Source organism: Microbacterium sp. H6, from assembly GCF_003314775.1.
Classification (GTDB): Bacteria; Actinomycetota; Actinomycetes; order Actinomycetales; family Microbacteriaceae; genus Microbacterium; species Microbacterium oxydans.
Genome location: NZ_QOAY01000228.1, coordinates 2,607 through 8,066, shown reverse-complemented (window position 1 = coordinate 8,066; position 5,460 = coordinate 2,607). Strand labels below are relative to the sequence as shown.

The following is a 5,460-nucleotide window of genomic DNA, read 5'->3' as shown; positions in this document are numbered from 1 at the left end:
GGATGCCATCTCCGCGGCGCACGAGCTGTCCGCCCGGATCGATGCAGCCGTCCTGGTCAAGGGCGGCCATCTCGTCGGGGATGAGGCCCCCGATGCGTTGGTCGACGCAGCGCGCGGTCTGCGCAGAGACTTTCCAGGACGACGGATCACGACAGGAAACACCCATGGCACCGGCTGCTCGCTGTCGTCCGCGCTCGCGACCCTGCTCGCGCGGGGGCACGACGCAGAAGCGGCCGTCGGCGCCGCGCGCATCTGGCTTCGCGAAGCCCTGCGGGCGGGGGACGCGTTGCGCGTCGGCGGTGGGCACGGGCCGATCAACCACTTCTCCGGACTCTGGGAACGGGCGGGAACAGAGGCCCGTCCGATCGCGGACGACATCGCGGCGGACTGGTGGCACGACATCAGGGAGATCCGCACCGCGATCGACGAGCTGCCCTTCATCCGCGCGCTCGCCGACGGGACGCTGGAGCGCGGACCGTTCCTGTCCTATCTCGCCCAGGACGCGCTGTACCTGCGCGAGTACGCCCGTGTGCTCGCGGAAGCGTCCCGGCTCGCGCCGACATCCGATGAGCAGGCGTTCTGGGCGGAGTCGGCCCGCGGTTCGATCGTGGGCGAGCTCGAGCTGCACGCGTCGTGGTTGACTCCGACGCAGGGGGTGAGCGCGGACACGTTCTCCGCCGAGCCGGGGGCGGCCACCACCGCCTACCTCGATCACCTGCGCTCTGTCGCGTTCGGTGGGGACTACGCCGAGATCGTCGCGGCCGTCCTCCCGTGCTTCTGGCTCTACACCGACCTCGGCCGACGCCTGCACGCCGGGGCCTTCGGTCAGTACGCGCAGGATCCCCAGCACCCCTACGCCTCGTGGCTGGCGACCTACGCCGATCCCGCGTTCGAAGAGGCGACCGAGACGGCGATCGCCTACGCCTCCGAAGCGGCGGCAACGGCTGATGCCGCGACCCGCGCCAGGATGCGCCACGTCTTCGAGGTCTCGAGTGGCCACGAACTCGCCTTCTTCGCCGCACCGCTGGAGCCCTCACCCCGCAGATGACGAACCGGATTTGCGGTGGCAGCCGAGGCCGCGCTACTGTCACGACATGCCTTCGGCCGCCACCGCTTCTCCGACGCTCGCTCCGAGCGTCATCGCTGTGCGCCGACGCCGCGGCCGCCGACTGTAGGCGACCCCGCCCTTCTGCCCGTGCGCGCACGGCGGTCGAGTGCCGGTGTCGCCGCCTCCGGCCCCGTCCACGGTCCCGATTTCCTCGAGGGCCTGACCGTTAAGGTAGAAGCATGACGTATTCCGTCGCCGTCTCCGGCGCATCCGGCTACGCAGGCGGCGAGATTCTGCGCCTCCTGGCCGCCCATCCCGACATGGAGATCCGCACCGTCACGGCGCATTCGAACGCCGGGCAGCCTCTCGTCGACCACCAGCCGCACCTGCGCTCACTCGCACACCTCACGCTGCAGGACACGACACCGGAGATCCTCGCCGGCCACGACATCGTGTTCCTCGCCTTGCCGCACGGGCAGTCGGGGCAGTACACCGATGCGCTGGGCGATGTCCCGCTCGTGATCGATGCCGGCGCCGACCACCGACTCACGTCCGCCTCGGCGTGGGATGCGTTCTACGGCGGCGACTTCCACGAGCCGTGGACCTACGGTGTGCCCGAGCTCCTCATCGACGGGGTCAAGCAGCGTGAGCACCTCCGTGGAGCCACGCGCATCGCGGCGCCGGGATGCAATGCCTCCACCGTGAGTCTCAGCCTCGCGCCCGGTGTGGCCTCCGGGGTGATCGACCCCTCCGACATCGTCTCCGTGCTCGCCGTCGGACCGTCCGGCGCGGGGAAGAGCCTCAAGACGAACCTGCTCGGCAGCGAGATCCTGGGCACCGCCAACCCCTATGCGGTCGGCGGCACCCACAGACACATCCCCGAGATCCGTCAGGCGCTCGCCGCGGCGTCCGGGGTGGAGTCCGACGGCATCCGGATCTCGTTCACGCCGGTGCTGGTGCCCATGTCGCGCGGGATCCTCGCCACGTCCACCGCACCCATCGTCGACGGTGCGACGGATGCGCAGATCCGTGACGCCTGGCAGAGCGCCTATGGCGACGAGACCTTCGTGCAGCTGCTGCCCGAGGGACGCTTCCCCCGCACGGCCGACGTGCTCGGAGCCAACACCGCGCTGATCGGCCTCGCGATCGACCGGGCCGCGAACCGGGTCACGGTCGTCACCGCGGTCGACAACCTCGTCAAGGGCACCGCCGGCGCTGCCGTCCAATCCATGAACATCGCGCTGGGTCTTCCCGAAGCCCGCGCCCTCTCAGTGAACGGAGTAGCGCCGTGAGCGTCACCGCCCCCGCAGGATTCGAAGCGGCCGGTGTCGCCGCCGGGCTGAAGTCGACCGGCAAGCCCGATGTCGCCGTCGTCGTCAACCGCGGACCTCGCAAGGTGGGTGCCGCGGTCTTCACCAGCAACCGCGCCAAGGCGAACCCGATCATCTGGTCGCAGCAGGCAGTGGCCGACCGGGTCGTCGAGGCCGTGGTGCTCAACTCCGGCGGTGCGAACTGCTTCACCGGCGCGTTCGGGTTCCAGACCACCCACCAGACGGCGGAGAAGGCGGCCGAACTGCTCGGCGTCAGCGCCGGGGATGTGCTGATCTGCTCCACCGGCCTCATCGGCACCGGGGACGAGACGTTCCGCTCGCGTGTGCTGGCCGGCACCGAGCAGGCGATCGCCGAGCTCAGCGCCGACGGCGGGGAGAGCGCGGCACAGGCCATCATGACCACCGACACCGTTGCGAAGACCGCCGTGATCAGCCGTGATGGCTGGACGATCGGCGGTATGGCGAAGGGCGCGGGCATGCTCGCGCCGGGACTCGCCACGATGCTCGTGGTGATCACCACCGATGCCGTCCTCGAGCCGCTTCAGGCCGATGAGGCGCTGCGCCGTGCGACAGGGCAGACGTTCGACCGTCTCGATTCCGACGGCTGCATGTCGACGAACGACCAAGTCACGCTCCTCGCCAACGGGGCATCCGAGGTCGTGCCGGACCTCGACGACTTCACCGCCGCGCTCATCGAGCTCTCCCAGGAGCTCGCGGTCAAGCTGCAGGGTGATGCCGAGGGCGCGAGCCACGACATCACGATCGAGGTGCAGCATGCGGTGACCGAGCAGGACGCCGTCGAGGTCGGCCGGTCGGTCGCGCGCAACAACCTCTTCAAGGCAGCGATCTTCGGCAACGATCCGAACTGGGGGCGGGTGCTCGCGGCGATCGGAACGACGAATGCGCAGTTCGACCCCTACGACGTCGACGTCTGGATGAACGGCGTGCGCGTCTGCAGCCAGGGTGGTCCGGACCGCCCCCGCGAAGAGGTCGACCTCACCCCGCGCGCCACGCACCTCGTTATCGACCTCAAGGTCGGGGAGTCGACGGCCACGGTGCTCACGAACGACCTGACCCACGACTACGTGCACGAGAACAGCGCCTACGCCTCATGACCGACATCCAGGACACCACGCCGGACGTCGCCGCGCAGAAGGCCACGACGCTCATCGAGTCGCTGCCGTGGCTGAAGAAGTTCCGCGACCAGATCGTCGTCATCAAGTACGGCGGCAACGCCATGGTGTCGGAGGAGCTGCAGGACGCCTTCGCCCAGGACATCGCCTACCTCCGCTACGTCGGGGTGCTTCCGGTCGTGGTGCATGGTGGAGGGCCGCAGATCTCCAACATGCTGCAGCGGCTCGAGATCCCGAGCGAGTTCAAGGGCGGCTACCGCGTCACCAACACCGAGGCGATCAGCGTCGTGCGCATGGTGCTCACCGGTCAGGTCAACCCGCAGCTCGTGTCGAAGATCAACTCGCACGGCCCGATCGCGACCGGCCTCAGCGGGGAGGACGCCGGACTCTTCGGAGGGCGCCGTCGTGGTGTCGTGATCGACGGCGAAGAAGTCGACCTCGGTCGGGTCGGCGACGTCGTCGAGGTCGATCCGACGCCCGTGCTCGACCACCTCGCCGCAGGGCGCATCCCGGTGGTGTCGAGCATCGCGCCCGATCTCGATCACCCCGGTCAGTCGCTCAACGTCAACGCGGATGCCGCGGCAGCCGCTCTCGCGGTCTCGTTGCACGCGCGAAAGCTCGTCATCCTGACCGACGTGCCGGGGCTGTATGCCGACTGGCCCAACCGCGACTCGCTCGTCTCCCATCTGACGTCGGATGCGCTCATCCAGATGCTTCCGACGCTCGAGTCGGGGATGATCCCGAAGATGCGGGCCTGTCTCGACGCGGTCGAGGGCGGCGTCGACGCGGCGGCGATCATCGATGGGCGGGTGCCGCACTCGGTGCTCGTCGAACTCTTCACCAGCAAGGGAATCGGGACCGAAGTGGTCCTGGGAAAGAACGAGGTGACGGCATGACCGTCTGGCAGGACGATGCGGCACGCGATCTCGTGCTCAACGCGGGGGAGCGGCTCGCGCTGCTGGTCCGCGGTGAGGGCTCGTACCTGTGGGATGCCGACGGCCGACGCCACCTCGACTTCCTCGCGGGCATCGCGGTGACCTCGCTCGGGCACGCGCATCCGGCCTTCGTCGAGGCGGTCTCGACGCAGGCGGCCACGCTCGCGCACGTGTCGAACTACTTCGCCACCCCGCCCCAGCTCGCGCTCGCGGCACGCCTGAAGCGTCTGGCCGGTGCCGGCATCGACGGTCGCGTGTTCTTCTCGAACTCGGGTGCCGAGGCCAACGAGGCCGCGTTCAAGCTCGCGCGTCTGCACGGCGGCTCCGAGCGGCCGCGCATCCTCGCTCTCGAGAACGGCTTCCACGGTCGTACGATGGGCTCGCTCGCGCTCACCGCCAAGGTCTCGATGCGCGCGCCGTTCGAGCCGATGCCCGCCGGGGTCGAGCACATCCCCGCCACGATCGAGGCTCTCGAGGCCGCGATGGATGACCGCGTCGCCGCGATCATCGTCGAGCCCATCCAGGGCGAGGCCGGAGTGGTCGAGCTGCCGGAGGGCTATCTCGCCGCTGCGCGCTCGCTGACCCTCGCTCACGGCGCCCTGCTGATCGTCGACGAGATCCAGACCGGTGCCGGTCGTACCGGTGAATGGTTCGGGTTCAGCCACGAGGGCATCACCCCCGATGCGATCACCCTCGCCAAGGGCATCGGCGGCGGCTTCCCGATCGGCGCGCTGGTCACCTTCGGCAGCGCCAGTGCGCTCTTCACCCCGGGATCCCACGGTTCCACCTTCGGCGGCAACCCGCTCGCGACCGCGGTCGCGGATGCGGTCCTGGCCGAGATCGAGAGTGGCGGCCTGGTCGAGAACGCCGCCCGTCGTGGTCCCGAGCTGCGCGAGATCCTGCTCGGCATCGACTCGCCGCTGATCGACGGTGTGCGCGGACGTGGTCTGCTCATCGGCGTGGCGCTGACCGCGCCCGTCGCCGGTGAGGTCGTCGCGGCCGCCCAGGCGCGC

General features: G+C 69.6%; 5 protein-coding genes. All 5 read left to right on the top strand.

Annotation, left to right across the window (positions count from 1 at the left end):
- A partial coding sequence (locus DSP71_RS14805) for a bifunctional hydroxymethylpyrimidine kinase/phosphomethylpyrimidine kinase (RefSeq protein WP_258546474.1) occupies positions 1–1,048 on the top strand: 1,048 nt, incomplete at its 5' end.
- A 239-nt stretch (positions 1,049–1,287) separates the two neighbouring features.
- Complete coding sequence (gene argC, locus DSP71_RS14800; protein ID WP_058632221.1) at positions 1,288–2,340, top strand: N-acetyl-gamma-glutamyl-phosphate reductase; 1,053 nt, start codon at positions 1,288–1,290, stop codon at positions 2,338–2,340.
- Positions 2,337–3,494: a bifunctional glutamate N-acetyltransferase/amino-acid acetyltransferase ArgJ gene (gene argJ / locus DSP71_RS14795; protein ID WP_113681465.1), complete on the top strand. Its 1,158-nt coding sequence runs from the start codon at positions 2,337–2,339 to the stop codon at positions 3,492–3,494. Before argC ends, argJ begins: the two co-directional genes overlap by 4 nt.
- The gene (gene argB, locus DSP71_RS14790) at positions 3,491–4,408 is read left to right on the top strand and encodes an acetylglutamate kinase (RefSeq protein WP_045263191.1); all 918 of its coding nucleotides are present in this window, start codon (positions 3,491–3,493) and stop codon (positions 4,406–4,408) included. The genes argJ and argB overlap by 4 nt, the downstream gene beginning before the upstream one ends.
- Positions 4,405–5,460 (top strand): acetylornithine transaminase (locus tag DSP71_RS14785; protein WP_258546473.1); only part of this gene is annotated, 1,056 nt, incomplete at its 3' end. The genes argB and DSP71_RS14785, both read left to right, overlap by 4 nt.